This window comes from Pseudomonas sp. NPDC087346 (genome assembly GCF_044744235.1).
GTDB lineage: Bacteria > Pseudomonadota > Gammaproteobacteria > Pseudomonadales > Pseudomonadaceae > Aquipseudomonas.
The window spans coordinates 26,571-45,735 of the sequence record NZ_JBIUXX010000020.1 but is presented as its reverse complement, the minus strand read 5'-3'; the positions used below and the strand labels follow the sequence as shown (position 1 = coordinate 45,735).

At 59.3% G+C, this 19,165-nt stretch carries 19 protein-coding genes; 10 read left to right on the top strand and 9 right to left on the bottom strand.

Annotated elements, in window-relative coordinates; genetic code table 11:
* Nucleotides 1-162: 162 nt before the first annotated feature.
* Together ACIOZM_RS14330 and ACIOZM_RS14325 are read right to left on the bottom strand one after the other, a co-directional pair.
* On the bottom strand, nucleotides 163-468 hold the full coding sequence (locus tag ACIOZM_RS14330) for a chaperone modulator CbpM (protein WP_401214781.1): 306 nt from the start codon (nucleotides 466-468) through the stop codon (nucleotides 163-165).
* A gap of 22 nt (nucleotides 469-490) precedes the next feature.
* Nucleotides 491-1,447 (bottom strand): DnaJ C-terminal domain-containing protein, encoded by a 957-nt coding sequence (locus tag ACIOZM_RS14325; RefSeq protein WP_401214779.1) that lies wholly within the window; start codon nucleotides 1,445-1,447, stop codon nucleotides 491-493.
* 292 nt (nucleotides 1,448-1,739) lie between these two features.
* Between ACIOZM_RS14325 and ACIOZM_RS14320 the strand changes: the two genes are divergently transcribed.
* Complete coding sequence (locus ACIOZM_RS14320; protein WP_401214776.1) at nucleotides 1,740-3,014, top strand: Hsp70 family protein; 1,275 nt, start codon at nucleotides 1,740-1,742, stop codon at nucleotides 3,012-3,014.
* A 153-nt stretch (nucleotides 3,015-3,167) separates the two neighbouring features.
* Here ACIOZM_RS14320 and ACIOZM_RS14315 read toward each other — a convergent pair whose 3' ends face one another.
* From ACIOZM_RS14315 to ACIOZM_RS14305, 3 genes are all read right to left on the bottom strand, one after another.
* Entirely contained in the window at nucleotides 3,168-4,181 is a 1,014-nt protein-coding gene (locus ACIOZM_RS14315; RefSeq protein WP_401214773.1) for an AI-2E family transporter, read from the bottom strand.
* Between the two features lie 249 nt (nucleotides 4,182-4,430).
* A complete protein-coding gene (locus ACIOZM_RS14310; protein WP_401214771.1) occupies nucleotides 4,431-4,736 on the bottom strand; it encodes a PsiF family protein in 306 nt (101 codons plus the stop codon).
* A gap of 63 nt (nucleotides 4,737-4,799) precedes the next feature.
* Nucleotides 4,800-5,594, bottom strand: a complete 795-nt coding sequence (locus tag ACIOZM_RS14305; protein ID WP_401214768.1) for an AraC family transcriptional regulator — start codon at nucleotides 5,592-5,594, stop codon at nucleotides 4,800-4,802.
* Nucleotides 5,595-5,690: 96 nt separating this feature from the next.
* On the opposite strand from ACIOZM_RS14305, the gene ACIOZM_RS14300 reads away from it, so the two are divergent.
* Nucleotides 5,691-6,578, top strand: coding sequence for a DMT family transporter (locus ACIOZM_RS14300; RefSeq protein ID WP_401214766.1), 888 nt, complete (start codon nucleotides 5,691-5,693; stop codon nucleotides 6,576-6,578).
* 121 nt (nucleotides 6,579-6,699) lie between these two features.
* On the opposite strand, the gene ACIOZM_RS14295 is transcribed toward ACIOZM_RS14300, so the two are convergent.
* Nucleotides 6,700-7,578, bottom strand: a complete 879-nt coding sequence (locus ACIOZM_RS14295) for an esterase/lipase family protein (RefSeq protein ID WP_401214764.1) — start codon at nucleotides 7,576-7,578, stop codon at nucleotides 6,700-6,702.
* Nucleotides 7,579-7,825: 247 nt separating this feature from the next.
* On the opposite strand from ACIOZM_RS14295, the gene ACIOZM_RS14290 reads away from it, so the two are divergent.
* Nucleotides 7,826-8,359 (top strand): bacterioferritin, encoded by a 534-nt coding sequence (locus ACIOZM_RS14290; RefSeq protein WP_401214761.1) that lies wholly within the window; start codon nucleotides 7,826-7,828, stop codon nucleotides 8,357-8,359.
* Between the two features lie 96 nt (nucleotides 8,360-8,455).
* Here the strand turns inward: ACIOZM_RS14290 and ACIOZM_RS14285 are convergent, their stop codons facing one another.
* Complete coding sequence (locus ACIOZM_RS14285) at nucleotides 8,456-10,531, bottom strand: AsmA family protein (RefSeq protein WP_401214759.1); 2,076 nt, start codon at nucleotides 10,529-10,531, stop codon at nucleotides 8,456-8,458.
* Nucleotides 10,532-10,915: 384 nt separating this feature from the next.
* Between ACIOZM_RS14285 and ACIOZM_RS14280 the strand changes: the two genes are divergently transcribed.
* From ACIOZM_RS14280 to ACIOZM_RS14250, 7 genes are all read left to right on the top strand, one after another.
* Nucleotides 10,916-11,425 (top strand): hypothetical protein, encoded by a 510-nt coding sequence (locus ACIOZM_RS14280; protein ID WP_401214756.1) that lies wholly within the window; start codon nucleotides 10,916-10,918, stop codon nucleotides 11,423-11,425.
* Nucleotides 11,426-11,601: 176 nt separating this feature from the next.
* A complete protein-coding gene (locus tag ACIOZM_RS14275) occupies nucleotides 11,602-12,234 on the top strand; it encodes a TetR family transcriptional regulator (protein ID WP_401214753.1) in 633 nt (210 codons plus the stop codon).
* 298 nt (nucleotides 12,235-12,532) lie between these two features.
* Nucleotides 12,533-13,033, top strand: coding sequence for an urease accessory protein UreE (gene ureE / locus ACIOZM_RS14270; RefSeq protein ID WP_401214751.1), 501 nt, complete (start codon nucleotides 12,533-12,535; stop codon nucleotides 13,031-13,033).
* A complete protein-coding gene (locus tag ACIOZM_RS14265; protein ID WP_401214748.1) occupies nucleotides 13,030-13,704 on the top strand; it encodes an urease accessory protein UreF in 675 nt (224 codons plus the stop codon). Before ureE ends, ACIOZM_RS14265 begins: the two co-directional genes overlap by 4 nt.
* A 23-nt stretch (nucleotides 13,705-13,727) precedes the next feature.
* Nucleotides 13,728-14,342: an urease accessory protein UreG gene (ureG, locus tag ACIOZM_RS14260; RefSeq protein ID WP_401214745.1), complete on the top strand. Its 615-nt coding sequence runs from the start codon at nucleotides 13,728-13,730 to the stop codon at nucleotides 14,340-14,342.
* Nucleotides 14,343-14,369: 27 nt separating this feature from the next.
* Nucleotides 14,370-14,942, top strand: coding sequence for a HupE/UreJ family protein (locus ACIOZM_RS14255; RefSeq protein WP_401214742.1), 573 nt, complete (start codon nucleotides 14,370-14,372; stop codon nucleotides 14,940-14,942).
* Between the two features lie 180 nt (nucleotides 14,943-15,122).
* Nucleotides 15,123-16,256, top strand: coding sequence for an AGE family epimerase/isomerase (locus tag ACIOZM_RS14250; RefSeq protein WP_401214739.1), 1,134 nt, complete (start codon nucleotides 15,123-15,125; stop codon nucleotides 16,254-16,256).
* A 134-nt stretch (nucleotides 16,257-16,390) separates the two neighbouring features.
* Here ACIOZM_RS14250 and ACIOZM_RS14245 read toward each other — a convergent pair whose 3' ends face one another.
* Nucleotides 16,391-17,296, bottom strand: coding sequence for a cation diffusion facilitator family transporter (locus tag ACIOZM_RS14245; protein WP_401214736.1), 906 nt, complete (start codon nucleotides 17,294-17,296; stop codon nucleotides 16,391-16,393).
* Nucleotides 17,297-17,470: 174 nt separating this feature from the next.
* Nucleotides 17,471-18,235: an SDR family oxidoreductase gene (locus ACIOZM_RS14240; RefSeq protein ID WP_401214733.1), complete on the bottom strand. Its 765-nt coding sequence runs from the start codon at nucleotides 18,233-18,235 to the stop codon at nucleotides 17,471-17,473.
* Between the last annotated feature and the right edge of the window lie 930 nt (nucleotides 18,236-19,165).

The window sequence follows — 19,165 nt, the reverse complement described above, 5'->3', positions numbered from 1 at the left end:
AGATCGCGCCGCAGCTTGGCGGCGCGTTTGGCCAGGGCCAGTTCGTAGTCGGTGAAGCGCCAGCTCTCACAGGAACGTCGTCGAATGCAGAATGGATGAACGACGCTAAACCTTGTGGGAGCTGGCCTGCCAGCGATGAGGCCCGAAAATACTACCGAGAACCTACTCGACGACCAGGCGCCCCAGCCGCTGCTTGAGCATCTGGTTTTCAGCCCGCAGCTCTTGCACTTCTTCCAGCAGATTCAGCGCCAGCGCCACACCTTCCCACTCCAGCTCCAGATCGCGCCGCAGCTTGGCGGCGCGTTTGGCCAGGGCCAGTTCGTAGTCGGTGAAGCGCCACTCCCGGGGCAGCGCGCCCTGAGGTTCGAGGATGCCGTGCTCGACGATTTCGATCACGTAGACGTCCGACAAATCGGCCGCCTCACAGAATTCTGCCATGTCCAGTTGAACGATCAGGGGGCTGCTCATAGGGGCTACTCCGTCGTCTGATTCAGAAGTTCTCTCGCGGATTGAAGGCGGCTTTCTTCGCCAGTTCCTGCCACAACGCCTTGACCTCATCGTCGGCGGTTTTCGGCATCACGGCCTTGAGCTGCACGAACAGGTAACCGCGCTCGCCGGCCTTGTTCTGCAAGCCATGACCCTTGGCACGCATGCGCTGGCCGTTCTGGCTGCCGGCCGGAACCTTGAGATTGATCTTGCCGGTCAGCGTCGGCACCGCCACTTCGGTACCCAGCGCCAGCTCCCACGGTGCCAATGGCAGCGTGATGATCAGGTTCTCGCCTTCGACATCAAATTTCGGGTGCGGCGCAAAACGAATGGTCAGGTACAGATCGCCATTCGCTCCACCACCGATGCCCGGCGCGCCCTGGCCTTTGAGGCGAATACGCTCGCCGTCGGTGACACCGGCCGGAATCTTCACGTTCAGGCTCTTGCTGGTGTTGCTGACGTGCTGGCCTGCCGCGTTGTATTGCGGCACCTGGAAGCTGACTTTTTTCGATTCGTTCGAAAGCGTCTCTTCAAGGAAGATCGGCAGTTCCATTTCCACGTCTTGTCCCCGCCGCCCTGCGCTACGCGATTGCCGACCATCGCCGCCACCGAAACCGGGGCCGCGATTGCCGAAGATCGAACTGAAAAAGTCCGAGAAGTCACCGGTGTCCTGGCCACCGCCGCCACCGCCAAAACCACCACGGCTCTGCCAGCCCGGCGGCCCCTGGAACGGCTGACCGTGCTGACCATAACGGCGCAGCTCGTCGTATTCGGCACGTTTATCGGCGCTTTTCAGCGCTTCATAGGCTTCCGAGGCATCCTTGAACTTGGCCTCGGCGTCTTTTTCCTTGCTGACATCGGGGTGGTATTTGCGCGCCAGCTTGCGATAGGCGGCCTTGATCGCCTTGTCGTCAGCTGTCGGCTCCACGCCGAGTATCTTGTAATAGTCTTTGAAGTCCATTGAAGGAGTCACCATCCGTTATCGGTTTCGCGCCTTGGCCAGCATGCGCCGATTCGCGCAAGCCGGGTTGACCGATCTCATGTTTGTGACCGGGTGGCGCAGCAGAAGTTTATCGGCAGTGGACGGCGGTTCTTGCGACCGCCGGTATGTCTGCCGGCCCATGCCAGCAAGTTTGGGGCGAAAGCCGGAGTTTCAAGCAAGCTTAGTCGCGAAATAGCAGATGATCGGCCTTCGAATCTGTCGCGCTCTGACATACACTGCGCGGCCGTTTTTTTGACCGGAACCGAAAGACATGAAAGACGCCTCTCCAGCCCGTGCCTGCGGTATCGACTTCGGCACGTCCAACTCCACAGTCGGCTGGCTGCGCCCCGGCGTGGAAACGATGATCGCGCTGGAAGACGACAAGATCACCCTGCCGTCCGTGGTGTTCTTCAACATCGAAGAGCGTCGCCCGGTGTACGGCCGTCTGGCGCTGCACGAGTACCTGGAAGGCTACGAAGGCCGGCTGATGCGCTCGCTGAAGAGCCTGCTGGGTTCCAAGCTGATCAAACACGACACCAGCGTTCTCGGCACGGCGATGCCGTTCAAGGATTTGCTTGGTCTGTTCATCGGCCAACTGAAGAACCGCGCCGAAGCTACCGCCGGTCGGGAGTTCGAGGAAGTGGTACTCGGTCGTCCGGTGTTCTTCGTCGATGACGATGAGCTGGCGGACCAGGAAGCCGAAAACACCTTGGTCGACGTGGCCCGCGCCATCGGCTTCAAAGAAGTGTCGTTCCAGTACGAACCGATTGCCGCCGCATTCGACTACGAGTCGACCATCGAAAAGGAAGAACTGGTACTGATCGTCGATATCGGCGGTGGTACGTCCGACTTCTCGCTGGTGCGCCTGTCGCCTGAACGCCGCAAACACGACAACCGTCACGATGACATCCTCGCCACCGGTGGTGTGCACATCGGCGGGACCGACTTCGACAAACAGCTGAGCCTGCAAGGCCTGATGCCGCTGTTCGGTTATGGCAGCCGCATGAAGAGCGGCGCTTACATGCCGACCAGCCATCACATGAACCTGGCGACCTGGCACACCATCAACTCGGTGTACTCGCAGAAGTCGAGCCTGGCGCTGGGCAGCATGCGGTACGACATCGAAGACACTGGCGGCATCGACCGTCTGTTCAAGTTGATCGAGCAGCGCGCCGGTCACTGGCTGGCGATGGAAGTCGAAGAAACCAAGATCCAGCTGACCCACAGCGACAGCCGCCATGTGCCGCTGGACCGGATCGAAGCCGGGTTGAGCGTGGAACTGACTCGCGCCCTGTTCGAATCGGCCATCGACGCGCTGCTGGAGCGGGTACGCGGCAGCGTCACGCAGATGCTGAGCGACGCCAACGTGGCGGTGGATCAAGTCGATACGGTGTTCTTTACCGGCGGTTCGAGCGGCATCCCGGCGCTGCGCAACAGCGTCTCGGCCATGCTGCCGAACGCCCGGCATGTCGAAGGCAACATCTTCGGCAGCATCGGCAGTGGTCTGGCGATCGAAGCGATGAAGCGCTACGGCTCGATGGCCTGAATCCAAAGTTTATGGTTGATAAGCTTTTGTGGTGAGGGGATTTATCCCCGTTGGCCTGCGCAGCAGGCCCTGCTGTTAAAGAGCGGGGCCGCTTCGCGCCCCAACGGGGATAAATCCCCTCGCCACAAGTAGATCACCTGCCAAAAAGACTGACTACACCATCCCGCCCAGCTTCAACTCGCTCTTCAGATACGCGTAATAAATCGGCCCTGCCACCACTCCCGGCAGGCCGAACGCGGCCTCGAACACCAGCATCGCCAGCAGCAACTCCCACGACTTGGCACTGATCTGCCCGCCGACGATGCGCGCGTTGAGGAAGTATTCGAGCTTGTGGATAAAGATCAGATAACCCAGTGCCGCCACCGCCACCCAGATCGACAGCGACAGACCGACGATAGTGATCAGCGTGTTCGACATCAGATTGCCGATCACCGGCAGCAGACCGAGCAGGAAGGTCAGCACGATCAGAGTCTTGGTCAGCGGCAGCTTGATGCCGAACATCGGCAGGATCACTGCGAGAAATATCGCGGTGAAGAAGGTGTTGAGCAGGGAAATCTTGATCTGGGCGAAGACGATGTTGCGAAACGCCTGCACCAGCAGGTGCAGTCGATCAAACAGCGCAGCGGCCAGTGGTTTGCGTTTGGTCAGGTCCGGCACCCGCTGCAAGGCGATGATAGCCCCCAGCACCATGCCGATCAGCAGTGTGACGAACATGTGCGCCGCGTCCTTGCCCACCAGTTGCAGGTCGGACAGGTGCTTGCTCAGCCATTCACCGATAGCCACGCGAAATTCGGCGGCACTGGCCGGTAGATAGGCGTCAAGAAATGGCGGCAATTGCCCGCGAGCGCGATCAACCACGCCCATGAATTTGTCGAGGGATGCCCCGGGGTTTTCTGCTTCGTGCAGCAGGAAACTGATGGCTCCGGCGAAGATCAACGCCAGCACACTCACCACCAGCGTGCCGAGCAGCGCCACCGCCAGCCAGCGCGCGCGCCGGCCTTCGATCAGCCGTTGCAATTGCGGGGTGAGCATATTGACCAGCTCGTACACCAGCAGACCGGCCAACAGACTGGGCAACAACCGCAGCGGCAGCACCAGCAGCAGACCGCCGAAAATGATGATGCAACTGACCCAGAACACTACATGACGCTCAGAAAACGTTGGCATACAGCCTCAAAACGAACGGCGTAAAAGGATTGGCAGTCTGCCAGCGATCCGGGGTGAGCACTAGGAATTGTGCTGGTCGACCTTGGTCGCATGCTTGAGTCGAAGAATGGCTGACCTTTCGGGCCCATCGCTGGCAAGCCAGCTACCACAGGGATTGCGTCGTGCACAAAATTTGCGAACTAGCCAAAACCCTGTAGGAGCGGGCTTGCCCGCGATGAGGCCCGTCCGGTCACCACAGGGACGAGGTGATTACTTTTTCTTCAGGCAATCACTCATGAACGTCTTGCGCGCATCGCCGGCCAGGGCTTTGGTTTTCGCGTCGGCGTTACAGGTTTTCATTTTTTCCTGCTGCGGGGTCAGGACCTTGGCGTCGTTCGCCGCAGGTGCTGCCTTCAGGCAAGTACTCATGAAGGTCTTGCGCTCGTCGCCCTTGAGGCTCTTGGCGCTAGCGTCGGCATTGCAGGTGGTCATTTTGTTCTGTTGCGCCGTGGCGGCGAAACCTTGGGAACACAGGAGCAGACCGATCATCAACAAAGGGACACGCAACATCTTCATGGAGTTTTCTCCTTGTCGCCGCACCGATGGATGCGACCTCTGCTGGAGTGTAGCCAAATCTTGTTACACCTTCCTGCCTTCGAGATGGCTGCGTCGATACTGCTCCGGCGTACACCCGGCCTGACGCGCAAACATGGCGATGAATGCCGAACCGCTGCTGTAACCCAGGTCGAAAGCGATTTCCTGCACGCTGCGTGGTGTTTCCAGCAACTCGATGGCTGCGAGATAGCGCAGACGCTGGCGCCATTCGCCGAAACTCATCCCCAGTTCTCGCACAAACTGCCGAGCCAGCGTCCTCTCGCTGACATGCACCTGCGCCGCCCAATACGCCAGCGGCTGGTTGTTGCCGGGCTCGGCCTGCAACGCTTCGAGGATCGCCAGCAAACCCGGATTGCTCGCGTACGGCAGATAACATTCATGCACCGGCGCCTGTTGCAGTTGATCGACCAGCACCTGGGCCAATCGTTGATCGGCGTCGAGTTCGGGGATCTTCACGTCGCGGGCGGCGAAGTCCTTGAGAATCGCCTTGAGGATGTCGCTGATCGCCAGCGTGCAGGCCCGCGCCGGCAAATTTGCACACACCTTGGGATCAAGGCATACCGCCCGATAGTTGACCGGTTGATGGCTGTAGAAACTGTGCTCGATCTGCGGCGGCACCCACACCGCGTATTGCGGCGGCGACATGAAACGGTTGCCGTCGACGTCCATGTGCAGCACGCCGTGCGCCGCGTACTCAAGCGTGCCCCACGAATGGCGGTGCGGCGCAGCGAATTCGTGGGCATTGAAGTCGGCATAGCGGAAGTACACCGCCGATGGCAGTTCGCTGAAATCCAGCAGATCGATGTGTTTGCTGTTCATGCTGTCCGGTTTCAGAGGCAGGTTGTCCGGTTCGAAGTATAGGGCTGCATCCAGACAAGGGATAATCACACTTCATCAACGTACTGGTTTCAACTCATGCAATACGCGTTTCCCCTGCTGGCGATTTTTATCTGGGCCGGCAACACGGTGATCAACAAACTGGCGGTCGGGGCGATTTTCCCCGCCGAGATCGGTTTCTACCGCTGGCTGCTCGCCGGCCTGTTGTTCACCCCGTTCATGCTCAAATCCGTTATCGCCCACTGGCCGCAAATCCGCCCGAACCTCGGCAAGATTTTCGTGCTCGGCGTGCTCGGCATGGCGGTTTATCAAAGCCTCGCTTATTTCGCCGCGACCCTGACCACCGCCACCAACATGGGCATCATCCTGTCGCTGATGCCGCTGATGTCGCTGACCATGGCGATCATCAGCCTCGGCCAGCGCCTGACTGCCGGCGCATTGGTCGGTGCGGTACTGTCGTTTGCCGGTGTGCTGGTGGTGGTGTCGTCCGGCAGCCTCGGTGCACTGCTGCAACACGGGGTCAATCTGGGGGATGCGATGATGCTGATCGCGACCCTGGCCTACGCGATCTACAGCACCTTGCTGAAAAAATGGCAGTTGCGCCTGCCGCCGCTGGTGCTCCTGTATTTGCAGGTATTGGTGGCGATTGTGGTGTTGTTTCCGCTGTTTGCCGCTTCAGAGAAAACCGGTTTGACCGCGCAAAACATTCCGCTGGTGCTGTATGCGTGCCTGCTGGCTTCGATGGTTGCGCCGCTGGCGTGGATGCAGGCCGTGGTGCGACTGGGGCCGAGCCGCACGACGCTGTTTTTCAATCTGCTGCCGGTGATTACCGCGCTGATTGCGGCGGCGGTGCTGCATGAGCAGTTGGCGATGTATCACCTGGTTGGCGGATTGCTGACGTTGGCCGGGGTGATTTTGTCGGAGCGCTGGACGACCGTGTTGGGTCGCAAACTCAGCGTTGCCTGATCGGGCCTCATCGCTGGCAAGCCAGCTCCCACAGGTTTTGTGTCGAACACAGGTATTGTGAACAACCTGAATTCCTGTGGGAGCTGGCTTGCCAGCGATGAACGATAACCCGGTTCAACGGTTAAACACCCGCAGCCTCCAGCCGCGCCGCATGTTCGACAAACAGCCGCACCGGATCTGCCCCCTTCCCCACCAGCCCCAACGACTGATTGACGATGTCGAAGTGATCCATTGGATAGTCGTCGCCAATCACCGTGCCCAGATGCGAGCTGTAGCGCCCGACCATCCCGTCGCACTGCCCCGGCTCACGCACAAAGGTTCGAGCAAATAACCGGCAACTGCGATTGGTCCCATCGAATAGATTACCGCCCCGATCAGTCTTGCCCGGCTGCAAAGTCCCCGACCACGAGTAATAACGCACACCGTTGACCTCTTCCGGCCCCTGCCCGCCCCAGATTTCAGGCAAGCCCTGTGGATAACGCTGATTGAACAGCGCAACGCCTTCAGTCGTCAGCGATTGATGCGAAGCATGAATGTCCGCGGCAAATTTCGGTCCGTGGTAACCGGTTTCCATCACACCCATCAGCCAGCCGATAAAGCGCAGCAGCACTTCAAGGACTCGCCCTTTGGCGCTGTCTGCCGGGTAGTGTTTTTCCAGGTGATCAGCCAGTTCCGAACCGTGATTAGGCCCGGCCACCGAGGTCACCGACGCCACCAGATCCGGACGCTTGGCCGCCGCGTAACGCGCAGTCAGCGAACCCTGGCTATGGCCGATCAGGTTGACCTTGGCGGCGCCGGTCTCGCGCAGAATCTCGTCGATCCGCGCCAGCAATTGCTCGCCGCGCACTTCGGTCGAATTGAGCGGCGCCACCTGCACCGCGATCACCGTTGCACCGGTTCGGCGCAACGCCTTGATGATTCCGTACCAATACGGATACAGCACCAGCCGCACAAACCCGAGCATGCCCGGCACCAGCACCAGCGGATAACGTGTCGACATGGGCAAACATCCTTGTGGTCGGTAAGTGGATGCAAGGCGTGCAAAACGCCCGCCAAGCATCCCCGCTGAACATGACAACTCGATGAGCAGTCCAGATCAGCGCTGTTTCGGCACTCCCGGCAGCCCCCCCCCTGCGCATAGGCGTAAAACCGATAAAACTTTTTGCTTCGCCCGAGACTCACAACTTGGGTAAGCGATCACGCCTGTAGAGCGTGGCGCCCATTGGATTAGCCTCCTGGAGATCGAAATGAGCGACGACCTGCATTTATCAGATGTCAAAACCCTGCGTGAACGCGCTCGGCAACACGTCGAAAACGGCGCGGTGACCGAAAGCTACAGCGCCAACCGTGAGGAGGTGCTGCGCTTGCTGAATGAGTCGCTGGCCACCGAACTGGTCTGCGTGTTGCGCTACAAGCGTCACTACTTCATGGCCAACGGCCTGAAAGCTAACGTGGCCGCTGACGAATTCCTCGAACACGCGACCCAAGAAGCCGAGCACGCCGACCGTCTGGCCGAGCGCATCGTGCAACTGGGCGGCGAGCCTGAATTCAATCCGGACATGCTGTCGAAAATGTCCCACGCCCAATATGTGGCCGGGAACACTTTGAAAGAAATGGTTTACGAGGACCTGGTTGCCGAGCGGATTGCGATCGACAGCTACCGCGAGATCATTCAGTACATCGGCGACAAAGACTCGACGACCCGGCGCATCTTCGAAGACATTCTTGCGCAGGAAGAAGAGCATGCCGATGACATGGCGGACATTCTGAAAGACTTGTAACCCGTTAAAGCAAAAGATCTCAGCGTGCCGCAGCCCCTACATTTGGAACACATTCCCATGTAGGAGCTGCGGCACGCTGCGATCTTTTGATCTGCCTTATTTGGTTGGTTTGACGGTTACCGGTGCCTTGCCCGCCTTCATCTGTTCCAGCAACGGCGCACACTGATTCGGCTCACCCCCGCTCGGTGCCACCAGCGCCAGCAACCCCGCCGCTGGTGCCGCAATCACCCCCAGCGCCACCATCCCCGCGCCACGCAGCAGCAACGGCACAGCCTTGACCCCGGCATCGGGCTTGATGAACTTGCCGCGTACATACAGCGGCGAACGCAGTGAAATCAGACGCCAGCCCTTGGATTCCGGGGTCACCGTCAGATCCAGTTGCTCGGTCGCCATGTTCGCTGTGCCATCGATATAGATGATCGCGTTCTCGGTATCGAACACAAACAGTCGCGTCGACGCCAGACCGGTCTTGATATCGAAGTCCGCTGCTGCGCAGTTGATCTTCACTTCCTTGTCGCCAAAGATTTTGCCGACCACGTAGTTACCGACGTTGAGCCCCGCCAGCTCCATCAGCTCGCGGCTGATCGCACCGTCGTTGATGATCATTTTCAGCGAGCCGTTGGCACCACCGAGCAACTTCGCCACTGAGTTGCCGCGACCGCTGATATCGGCGTCGCCATTCAGCTCGCCGAAACTGGTTTTCATCGGTTCGAAGGTCGGGAACAGTTCCTTGAGCTTGAACTTGCGCGCCGTCAGTTTCGCGCGGCCTTCCAGCGGCTCAGTGCGACCGTTGAGACGAATCTGCGCATCCAGATTGCCGCCGGCCACGCCGAAGCGCAGCGGCTCAAGGCTGAGTTCGCCGTCATTCAGTTTCAGGTGGGTATAGAGGTCAGTGAACGGCAGCTTCTCGCTGTGGACGATGCGCTTGCCGGTGAACTCGACATCGGCATCCATCTCGCGCCAGCGGTCAGTCTTGAACTCTTCCACCGGCAGCACTTTGTCCGCCGGCTGTTTGCTCTCGCCGCCGCGAGCCTTTTGCTTGTCATTCGAGTCAGCGCCGATCAGCGGTGCTAGGTCGGCGAACAACAATTGATTGGAGAGCAATGCGCCACTCAGTTTGGGCCGTGGCTGACTGGCGACGTAGGACAGATCACCATGAATGTCGCTGCTGCCGATCTTGCCGTTGAACTGCTCATAGCGGAATTGCGCGCCTGCGGGATCATGCAGTTTGGCGATCAGGTGACCGTCGGTAGCGTACGGCGGCGTGTCCGGCAGGGTCACGCCGGTCAGCGGGTAGAGGTTGCCGAGGCTGGCGCCGGCCAGCTTCAGGCGCAGATCGAGCGCGCCAAGGTTCATCGGATCGGTCAGGGTGCCGGCGAGTTCGATGCTGGTCGCGCCGATCTTCGCTTGCGCCTGCAACGGGAACGGCTTGCTCGCATCCTGCAACGCCAATAGCCCGCCGATCTTGCCCTGCGCGGTGAGGTTCTGGCCGTGGTATTGGCCTTTGACCTTGAGTCCAAACGCATAGTCCTGCGGCGCGCCACCTTTGTCCTGCGCGGTCTTCGCGGCTTTTTCGCCGACGATTTCGCTGAACGGGATGGGTTTTCCCAGCGGATCGATCAGCACATCAAGGTTGGTCTTGAGCGTCTGGTCATCAAGGGTGACATGCCCCTTGTCGAACTTGATCGCGCCAATATCGACCACCCAGCTCGACGGTTCGGCATTCGGGTCCTTGGGATCGAACTTGAAGGTCCAGTTGGCGCGGCCATCGGCCAGACGCTGCAGGTCGGCGTTGGGTTCGGTCAGGTCGATACGTGGAATCACCACGCGTTGCGCCAGCAGGGCCAACGGCGAGATTCGCAGCTCGACACGTTTGAGGCTGACCATCTGCGGCTTTTTCGACCAGTCCGGATTACCCAGGCTCAGATCCTCGGCGACCACATGGGGCCACGGCACCCACGCGCGCCAGCCGCCCTCGTCCGGTTCGCGCTGCCAGATCACCGCGAGGTTGCCATTAATGGCGAACGGTCGATGCAGTTCTTCCGAAACTTTGGCGTTGAGCGGCGGTTTGATCCGGTTCCAGTCAAAGAACACGATGACCAGCACCAGCACGGCCAACAGAAGAATGAGGGTGGCGAAGGTCCAGCTGAAGATTTTCCCGGTGCGCGTCATGCACAAAGCTCCTGATGACGACCGCACGCCGACATCGCGACGCACAGCTGAAACGGCGGGCCAAAGCGGCCCTCATGAAGTCTACGACTGGCAAACAGTCCGCAGGTTTAATCGAATCGAAGATTCTGGCGCAAAAAATCGGGCAAATACTGACCGATCAGTCGAACAGCGTTACCGCCCCCGCACTTTTGCGAGGCGCAAGTGAGTCGAAAATACCCACCTCGGTGCAAAACCGCCCGCCTGAAAGACGCGATCTAGAGCCTCCCGCGAGAACAATCAATTCTGTTGATTATTACCATTGTGTTTATGAACTTTTATATCGACTTATCGAGAGTAGCATTGCCCTCGTACCCACTTTATCGCCCTCCCAAGGAGCAACCCATCATGAAACGCCAATTACTGCTCAGCCTTACCCTGTCGATGCTAGCCAGCACTGCTTTCGCCCTGCCTGCTGCCGACCAGGCCACTCCACAAGTGAAATCGAACCACTCGGTGTTCAGCCAGACCGTAGCTGCTGACGGTGGCGACCGCACTCCACAAGGTCAAACCCTGGCCGAAGGCGGTAATGATCGCCTGAAAGAAAAAGGCCTGATCACTCAGGATGGCTACGACAAAACCCCACAAGGTCAATTTGTAGCTGAAGGTGGCCGTGATCGCCTGGAAGAAAAAGGTCTGGTGCAAGACGGTTCCGATCGCACTCCACAAGGTCAGACTCTGGCTTCCGACGGTAGCGACCGTACCCCACAAGGCCAGACACTCGCTTCTGACGGCAGCGACCGCACTCCACAAGGCCAAACCCTGGCTTCCGACGGTAGCGACCGCACCCCACAAGGCCAAACCCTTGCTGAAGGTGGTGGTGACCGTGTGATCGAACGCAACAGCGCTTTGAGCTAAGCCCATGGCGGCCTGGAAAAAAAGCCCAATCAGCAGATTGGGCTTTTGACTTTTCAGCCTTCGTATAGATAGAAGAAAGCGTATTTCCCCGCAACATTCCCCCACTGCCGTTCGACGCCGATAAAGCCGATTTGCTAGAGTGCGGCGCTTGTCTTGTCTAAGAAAACGCCCAAGCGATGCTGCCCCGCGCCGAACAGAAACAACAGACCCGTAATGCCCTGATGGACGCTGCCCGCCATCTGATGGAGAGCGGCCGAGGATTCGGCAGCCTGAGCCTGCGCGAAGTCAGCAAAACCGCCGGCATCGTGCCGACCGGTTTCTACCGGCATTTCACCGATATGGATGAACTGGGCCTGGTGCTGGTCAGTGAAGTCGGCCAGACCTTCCGCGAAACCATCCGCCTGGTGCGCCACAACGAATTTGTCATGGGCGGCATCATTGATGCGTCGGTGCGAATCTTCCTCGACGTGGTCAGCGCCAACCGTTCGCAATTCCTGTTTCTCGCTCGCGAGCAGTACGGCGGCTCGCTGCCGGTGCGACTGGCGATTGGTCGTTTGCGTGAAAACATCAGTTCCGACCTCGCCGCCGATCTGTCGCTGATGCCCAAACTTCAGCATCTGGATATCGCCGGCCTGAGCGTGATGGCTGATCTGATCGTCAAATCGGTGTTCGCCACCCTGCCGGACATCATCGACCCGCCCGCAGAAGCATTGCCTGAGCATCTGACGCCACAGGCGAAGATCACCCAGCAATTGCGCTTTATTTTTATCGGGCTCAAGCACTGGCAAGGGCTGGGCAGTACCGAGTAATCCCCTCGTCCCCAAAACAGCACAAATCCCCTGTAGGAGTGAGCCTGCTCGCGATAGCGGTTTATCCGGCACATTGATGTTGGATGTACCGCCCCAATCGCGAGCAGGCTCACTCCTACATTGCTTTGGGTGAAGGCTACAAATTGGTGCATGTAAAAATCTTCACGCACCAAACCATCGCAAATTTCCGCAACATCTTGAAACATCCCCTACGCTCCGACAGGGATTTCCTACATCTCGTCCGATTGGCAAGCCCCTTGCTCTAGCCTGAGTATTGTCCACTGCTGGAAGTTTTCCGATGCTGGTGATTCATCGCAGAATCGACCCTCAACCCGTCTGGGTCGCCGAGTTGCACCTGACCTTCGAAGCACGGAGCAAAAGCCGTTTGCGCTGTTTCAGTGCTGACAGTGAAGACGTCGGGTTGTTTTTGGAGCGCGGTCAGCCGCCACTGTATGACGGCGAATGCCTACAGGCTGAAGACGGACGTATCGTCCGGGTCTGCGCCCGCCCCGAACAACTGCTGCACGTCACCTGCGCCAACTCCTTCGAACTGACCCGCGCCGCCTATCACCTCGGCAACCGCCACGTTGCCCTGCAAGTCGGCGACGGCTGGCTGCGACTGCTCGACGATTACGTGCTCAAAGCCATGCTTGAACAGCTCGGCGCGAACGTCGAGGCCATCGAAGCGCCGTTCCAGCCGGAACACGGCGCCTATGGCGGCGGGCATCACCATTCGCGGCACGGCGACGAGGACTTTAACTACGCGCCGAAACTGCACCAGTTCGGCGTACGCCTATGAATCCGGCCTGGGCGCTGTTGCGCCTGGCCAGTCCGCAGTTGCCGATTGGCGGCTACAGCTATTCGCAAGGTCTGGAAATGGCTGTGGATAACGGCCGAGTGAACAATGCAGACGCCGCACGGCGCTGGATCAGCGATCAGTTGTTGCTCAATCTCGCACGCTTCGAAGCACCGCTGCTGCTCGCCCATTGTCAGGCGGCGGCCGATGAGAACTGGGAAGAACTGCGGCAAATCTGCGAAAGCCATCGTGCCAGCCGAGAGACCCGGGAGCTACATCTGGAAAGTCGGCAGATGGGCTACTCGTTGCAGCAGTTGCTCAACGGTTTGCCAGAGCTCGACGCAGCGGCCCGCAGCTTTCTTGAACAATCCGCCGAGCCACATCTGGCCCTCGGCTGGGCACTGGCCGCCCGCGCCTGGCAAATCAGCCCGCAAGATGCCCTCGCCGCATGGCTGTGGAGCTGGCTGGAAAACCAGCTCGCGGTCCTGATGAAAACCCTGCCGCTGGGCCAACAAGCCGCCCAACGCCTGACCAGCGAATTGCTGCCGCTGCTGCAACAGGCTCAGCAGGACGCAACCCGCATCAACCCCGAACACATTGGCAGCGCCGCATTCGGCCTGTCCCTGGCGTGTATGGCCCACGAGCGCCAATACAGCCGTCTGTTCCGTTCCTAGGGCCTTTCATTTTGGAGAATCACATGAACGCACAACCTCTGCGCGTCGGCATCGGCGGCCCGGTCGGGTCCGGCAAAACCGCGTTGACCCTGGCCCTGTGTCTGGCACTGCGCGAGCGCTACAACCTGGCCGTGGTCACCAACGACATCTATACCCGCGAAGACGCCGACTTTCTGGTGCGCAACGAAGCGTTGGCGCCGGAACGCATCATCGGTGTGGAAACCGGTGGCTGCCCGCACACGGCAATCCGCGAAGACGCCTCGATCAACCTCGAAGCGGTGGATCAACTGAACCGGCGTTTCCCGGGGCTGGATCTGATCCTGGTGGAGTCCGGTGGCGACAACCTCTCGGCGACCTTCAGCCCGGAACTGTCCGACCTGACCATCTACGTGATCGACGTTTCCGCTGGCGACAAGCTGCCACGCAAGGGCGGGCCGGGGATCTGCAAATCCGATCTGCTGGTGATCAACAAGATCGACCTCGCGCCGCTGGTCGGTGCCTCGCTGGAAATGATGGATAGCGACACCAAGCGCATGCGCAACGGCAAGCCCTTCGTGTTCAGCAACCAGAAAACCGGCCAGGGCCTTGAAGAAATCATCGCCTTCATCGAACGCCAGGGCTTGCTCAACGCAGCCTGATTTATTGACCAACAAGGAAGCTTATCCATGACACTCAAACGCATTCTTGGCGCGCTGGCGCTGCTCCTGACTCCGGCACTGGCCTTCGCACACCCGGGGCATGGCGACAGTGGCCTGGTGGCCGGTATCAGCCACCCGATTGGTGGTCTCGATCATTTGCTGGCGATGGTCGCCGTGGGTCTGTGGGCGGCACAGCAAAAAGGTGCCGCGCGCTGGGCGCTGCCGTGCACGTTTGTCGGCACCATGCTGATCGGCGGCATGCTCGGCTTTGAAGGGCTGCAATTGCCGGCGCTGGAGAGCGGGATCGCGGCATCGGTATTGGCGCTGGGCCTGGCGGTAGCGCTGGCAGTGCGTCCGCCGCTGGTGATGGCGGTGGCGGCGACGGCACTGTTTGCGCTGTTCCATGGCGTGGCGCATGGTCTGGAATTGCCAGACATGTCGAGCCCGTGGGCGTATGCCGCAGGATTTGTGATGGCGACGGCTGCGCTGCATGCGGCGGGTTATGCCGTGGTGCGGGTGTTGCCGCAGGCAGCGGCGCCGCTGGTGCGTCTGGCGGGTGCAGCGTCGGCAGTGACTGGCGCGTGGTTGCTCGCCGGCTAATCTTTACTGCCTGATCCGGCCTCATCGCTGGCAAGCCAGCTCCCACAGGGATAGTGGTCGCACACAACACCTGTGGGAGCTGGCTTGCCAGCGATGACGGCCGATCAGACACCGCGTCTCTAACGGCTGCAGCTCTGCTACCATGTCGCGCAATCGCCCCAGCCGTGACGACGTCCGCCCATGCCCCATGCTTCTCGCTCCAACTCCCTGCCTGAATTGACCGCCCTGTTCGGCGAAGTGCAACAGCACTTTGTGAACGTGATCGTGCCGCTCTGGCAAGGCCCGGGCTGGAATGCCGACATGGCGCTGCCCTACGAGGCGCTCGACGCCGCGCACCAACCATTGCCACCGCAACGCTATCGGGCGATGGCCTGCGCACGGCAGCTGTACCTGTTTTCCAGCCTGATCGGGGTTGTGGATAACGCCGAAGTCCGCGCCGCTGCACTGTTCCGCTCGTTGCAACGGCACTTTCACGATGCCGAGCACGGCGGCTGGTTTTACAGTATCGATCCGCAGGGCAAACCGCTGGATCAGCGCAAGGATCTCTACACCCACGCCTTCATCCTGTTCGCCTGCGCCCATTACTGGGAAAAGTCCGGCGAACCGCTGGTGGAATCGACGCTCAACGCGGCTTTCGAAGTTATCGCTCGACGCTTCGCCACTGGCGACGGCCTCTATGAATCCTGCCTTGAGCGCGACTGGGCAACATTGCAAACCGGCCCGCTGCAAAACCCGTTGATGCATCTGGCCGAAGCGTTGCTCGCGACGCTTTCGGTGCGTCCAGATGCAACGGTGCAACAAGCGCTCAGCGACTTATGCACAGCCATGCACAAACGCTTCGTCGATCCGCAGCACGGCGTGCTGATGGAGAAGCCGCTGGGGGCTGTGGATAACTGGTATGAGCCGGGGCATCAGTTCGAATGGTATTTCCTGCTCGAATCGTCGCCATTGTTGCGCGGTTCGAAGCTGCATGCGGCGCTGGATCGTGCGTTTGCGTTCACCGAACAGTTCGGCGTGGAACAGCCATCGGGCGCAGTGCGAGCGATGCTGGATCTGCAACTGGACGGACGCCCGAAAGATTCGACCCAACGCATCTGGGCTCAGGTCGAATACCTGCGGGCGTTGACCTTACGCGCCGACAGCGAAGCCGTGGTGCTGCACCAGTTGCAGGCATTGCAGCAACGCTTCCTGCACGCAGGTGGTTGGTTTGAATGCCGGGATGAAGCGGGTGAAGTGAGCCGCAAGGACATGCCGTCGACCACGCCTTATCACTTGGCAACCTGCTACAGCGGTCTTGCCGAATATCTGCGCTGACTGTTTGCACTCGTGGCGAGGGGATTTATCCCCGTTGGGTTGCGCAGCAGCCCCGCTTTTTGGGGGCGCTTCGCGGCCCAACGGGGATAAATCCCCTCGCCACAAAATCACCTCACCACAGATTCAAAGTTGAGTCAGGCAATCCACTTCTTGTCCCCGGTAAAGCTGATCGTCAGCCAGCGCGCCGCATCAGGCTTGCCGAGTTTCAGAGAAATCTCCTCGCGCAACGCGTCCAGCTGCCCGATGCTTTCCAGCCGGTAATCCACCGGCAACACCACATGAATCTCGATAAACCGCGCCCGGCCGTGCTTCTGCACATAGGACACGTAGTCGTCGAAACCATGCTCGACCTTGGCCGCTTCCATCACCTGGCGCACTTGATCATCGAGCTTGTCCGGGGCAATCCCCAGTACATCACGCAGCGCCGGGCGAAGAATCTTGAACGCTGGCGGCAGCATGGTCAGCGCCAGCACGATCAGGATCAACGGATCGACATAAGCCGCCCACTGATCAAAGCCCTGGGCCTTGAGCAACAGCGCCGCAAGGAAACTTATCAACAGGCCGACCGAGAGCATCGCGTCCACCAGCCAACTGATGTTGTCGAACTGGATCAGGCTGGACTTGAGCTTGCGATTGCGCCGCCGCACGTAGAAGAAGTAAGCGAACTCGACCACGGTAAACACCGCCGCATAAATGATCACCAGCCCCAACTCGATCTCGCGACCGCCATTGATGATGCCGAACACACCGTTGAGAAACGCATAGATGGCGATCAGCAGCAGGAAACTGCCTTCGATCAACAGCACCATCGGCTCCAGATGCCAGAAGCCGAACTGAAAGCGCTGATTGCTTTCCTTGGCGATCAACTTGGCGGTGATCAGCATCAGGACTTTGATGAACGTTGCTATCAGCGAGAAAAAACCATCGAACAGGATGGATTGCGAACCAGAAATAAAACCGGTGACGATCCCAGCGATCGACACCGCGAACATCAGAATGGTTGATTGTTTGAGCAGCGACTGCTCACCTCGGTTACTCACTTTGACTCCTCGAAAAACCCGAAAACCGCAGGGTGCGGCGGGGTTGTTGAGAGAGGAGTTTACCTTATAGCCCTGTTTTGGCCGATTTGACCTAATCGCCAGCAGGCTGGCTCCCACAGTCGAACTGATTCCAATGTGGGAGCCAGCCTGCTGGCGATTAGCTTCAGCGCGATGTCAGGCCTTGTTACGCTCGATGGCAAACCCGGCCCAGGTCTGGCTCACTGGCATCAGTTCCAGACTGTTGATGTTGATGTGCGCCGGGGCATTCATCACCCAGAAAATGGTGTCGGCGATGTCCTGCGGCTGGATCGGCTCGGCGCCCGCGTAAGTAGCGTCGTAGCGCGCCTGATCACCGGCAAAGCGCACCAGCGAGAACTCGCTTTCGCACAGGCCCGGCTCGATGTTGCTGACCCGCACGCCGGTGCCCTGCAAATCGCAGCGCAGGTTCAGCGAGAATTGTTTGACGAAGGCCTTGGTCGCACCATAGATGTGACTGCCCGGGTATGGATAGTTACCAGCGATGGAACCCAGGTTGACGATGCCGGCGCCACGGCCATGGGCGATCAGCCGTGGCAGCAACAGGCGAGTGGCGTACATCAGGCCTTTGACGTTGGTGTCGACCATGGTGTCCCAGTCGTCGAGGTCGCATTTCGGCGCAGGGTCAACGCCCAGCGCCAGCCCGGCGTTGTTGATCAGGCCCCGCAGCTTGGCGAAGGATGGCGGCAGATTGTCAATCGCCTCTTCCATCGCCTTGCGATCACGCACATCGAGCACCAGGCCGTGCACTTCGGTCTGCTTTGACAGCTCGGCGCACAGCGCATTGAGGCGTTCTTCACGACGACCGGTCAGCACCAGTTTCCAGCCGGCCTCGGCAAAACGACGGGCACAGGCTTCACCAAAACCGGATGTAGCGCCGGTGATAAACAGGGTGTTGGACATCGTGTTCTCCTTGCTTCGGCCGCAGCGGCAGCCCTTGGAATGGACAATCAGCAGGCAGCATGCCCGCCACTGCTTCTACGAGCAACCACCGCCCCCTGTAGGAGCTGCCGAAGGCTGCGATCTTTTGATCTATCTCTGTGTCTAGAAACCGAAAATCAAAAGATCGCAGCCTTCGGCAGCTCCTACAGTGATGTGTTTCAGATCAAATTTTGATCAGCCTTATCTAGGCCTTGTGTGACGTGGCCTGTAGCCATGTGCGCGCATGTTATCCACAGTCCCTTCCACAGTTTCCGGGGGCAAGTGGAAAAGCGCAAAGCCGCGCCACACAAGGCTTTGCGGGCGAAATAGAAAGTTTTTTGCTTGACCCTGAACTGGCACTTGTGCGGGACAAGGCATTTTGCACGATCGGCCGGTCACCACAGTGATTGCGCGAGGCCAGCAATTACGGCGCTTAGCGCAGTCTTTCCAGAGTTTAATCACAGACTTATCCACAGGCTTGCTGACTGGAAATCGCCTGCTTCAGGCAACCTAGAAAAAGGTTGACAACGACGTCTGCCGCTCCCGCAAAAATGCTTGATCAAAAAACAATCACACCGCTGCAAGCCACGGTTTAAAAGGCCTCCAGCCAGCTACTCCCACGTTATTCACAGCCAGTTCCACAGCAAACGGGGACAAGTCAAAACTGTGGAAAAACAGCCATTTGCAGCGTCTATATGTCGCGCTTTGACAGGTTGGTGAATTTGTTTTCCACAATTTCAGATTCTGCTTGATGTCGTGCCTTGGTTCACTGTAGGAGCTGCGGGGGGGGGGGGGGGGGGGGGTTTTTTTTTTTTTTTTTTAAAAAAAAAAAAAAAAAGAGGCGGGGCGGCGCACACGGGGGGGCGCGGGGGGGTTAAAGGGGGTATGTGTGTTAAAAACACCAGGACCCGC

Coding starts and splice junctions, on each gene's coding strand:
- ACIOZM_RS14300 (WP_401214766.1), top strand. CDS start 5,691: ATGCAATACGCGTTTCCCCTGCTGGCGATTTTTATCTGGGCCGGCAAC.
- ACIOZM_RS14305 (WP_401214768.1), bottom strand. CDS start 5,594: ATGAACAGCAAACACATCGATCTGCTGGATTTCAGCGAACTGCCATCG.
- ACIOZM_RS14250 (WP_401214739.1), top strand. CDS start 15,123: ATGCCCCATGCTTCTCGCTCCAACTCCCTGCCTGAATTGACCGCCCTG.
- ureG (WP_401214745.1), top strand. CDS start 13,728: ATGAACGCACAACCTCTGCGCGTCGGCATCGGCGGCCCGGTCGGGTCC.
- ACIOZM_RS14275 (WP_401214753.1), top strand. CDS start 11,602: ATGCTGCCCCGCGCCGAACAGAAACAACAGACCCGTAATGCCCTGATG.
- ACIOZM_RS14295 (WP_401214764.1), bottom strand. CDS start 7,578: ATGTCGACACGTTATCCGCTGGTGCTGGTGCCGGGCATGCTCGGGTTT.
- ACIOZM_RS14285 (WP_401214759.1), bottom strand. CDS start 10,531: ATGACGCGCACCGGGAAAATCTTCAGCTGGACCTTCGCCACCCTCATT.
- ACIOZM_RS14290 (WP_401214761.1), top strand. CDS start 7,826: ATGAGCGACGACCTGCATTTATCAGATGTCAAAACCCTGCGTGAACGC.
- ACIOZM_RS14330 (WP_401214781.1), bottom strand. CDS start 468: ATGAGCAGCCCCCTGATCGTTCAACTGGACATGGCAGAATTCTGTGAG.
- ACIOZM_RS14310 (WP_401214771.1), bottom strand. CDS start 4,736: ATGAAGATGTTGCGTGTCCCTTTGTTGATGATCGGTCTGCTCCTGTGT.
- ACIOZM_RS14315 (WP_401214773.1), bottom strand. CDS start 4,181: ATGCCAACGTTTTCTGAGCGTCATGTAGTGTTCTGGGTCAGTTGCATC.
- ACIOZM_RS14325 (WP_401214779.1), bottom strand. CDS start 1,447: ATGGACTTCAAAGACTATTACAAGATACTCGGCGTGGAGCCGACAGCT.
- ACIOZM_RS14280 (WP_401214756.1), top strand. CDS start 10,916: ATGAAACGCCAATTACTGCTCAGCCTTACCCTGTCGATGCTAGCCAGC.
- ACIOZM_RS14255 (WP_401214742.1), top strand. CDS start 14,370: ATGACACTCAAACGCATTCTTGGCGCGCTGGCGCTGCTCCTGACTCCG.
- ureE (WP_401214751.1), top strand. CDS start 12,533: ATGCTGGTGATTCATCGCAGAATCGACCCTCAACCCGTCTGGGTCGCC.
- ACIOZM_RS14240 (WP_401214733.1), bottom strand. CDS start 18,235: ATGTCCAACACCCTGTTTATCACCGGCGCTACATCCGGTTTTGGTGAA.
- ACIOZM_RS14265 (WP_401214748.1), top strand. CDS start 13,030: ATGAATCCGGCCTGGGCGCTGTTGCGCCTGGCCAGTCCGCAGTTGCCG.
- ACIOZM_RS14320 (WP_401214776.1), top strand. CDS start 1,740: ATGAAAGACGCCTCTCCAGCCCGTGCCTGCGGTATCGACTTCGGCACG.